This is a genomic window from Mycobacterium mantenii (assembly GCF_001667865.1).
In the GTDB taxonomy this organism is placed as follows: Bacteria; Actinomycetota; Actinomycetes; order Mycobacteriales; family Mycobacteriaceae; genus Mycobacterium; species Mycobacterium mantenii_A.
Window position 1 is genome coordinate 1 of sequence record NZ_LZJP01000058.1, and the last position, 615, is coordinate 615.

Consider the following 615-nt stretch of genomic DNA (forward strand, 5'->3'; position numbering starts at 1 on the left):
ACAGCGGCGGCGCCACCGTAGGGGATGACGGTGGTGGTCCCGGTGGACGGGTTGAAGTCGCCGGGATAGCCGACTGGCGTCAGATCATCTTCGGGATCGACCAGCCGCGCCGAGGCGGGGCGTCCCGGGGTCGGTTCCGGCGATTCGCCGGGCCGTTGCCAATGTGCGTCATTCGGTTGACTGGTCACGGGTGTCAGGGTAAGGGCATTCGGTCCCAAATTGGGGATTTGAGCGGCGCTTTCGCCTGGCAATCGGTGGTTTGCCAGCCAAACCCGCCCGGATCGGCCCGAAATCGCCTCGGGAGCCCGTCCCGACGGCCCGCGACCGGGGATTGCCCGACCGCCCGACGCGGCGCCGGGCCGAGCGAAAAGCGGTCGTGATCGGCGGACAAAGGGGACGTGTGTGGCGGCGCCGCCCGCACTGTCCGTAGCCTGACGGTCATGCGACTAGGGCGATCGGGGCGGTCGATTCGGCGCGGGTTCGCCGCGTTGTGCACCCTCGTGCTGGTAACGAGCGGGTGCGCGCGCTTCAACGACGCCCAATCGCAGCCGTTCACCACCGCCCCCGAACTGAAGCCGCAGCCCAGCTCGACGCCTCCCCCGCCGGCGCAGTTGC

2 pseudogenes are annotated in these 615 nt (G+C 69.8%); one reads left to right on the forward strand and one right to left on the reverse strand.

The window, feature by feature from the left end:
• Positions 1-188: pseudogene (locus A5688_RS09230) on the reverse strand (hypothetical protein); the annotation flags it as partial.
• 252 nt (positions 189-440) lie between these two features.
• On the opposite strand from A5688_RS09230, the pseudogene A5688_RS27295 reads away from it, so the two are divergent.
• A pseudogene (locus A5688_RS27295) lies at positions 441-615 on the forward strand (PQQ-dependent sugar dehydrogenase); the annotation flags it as partial.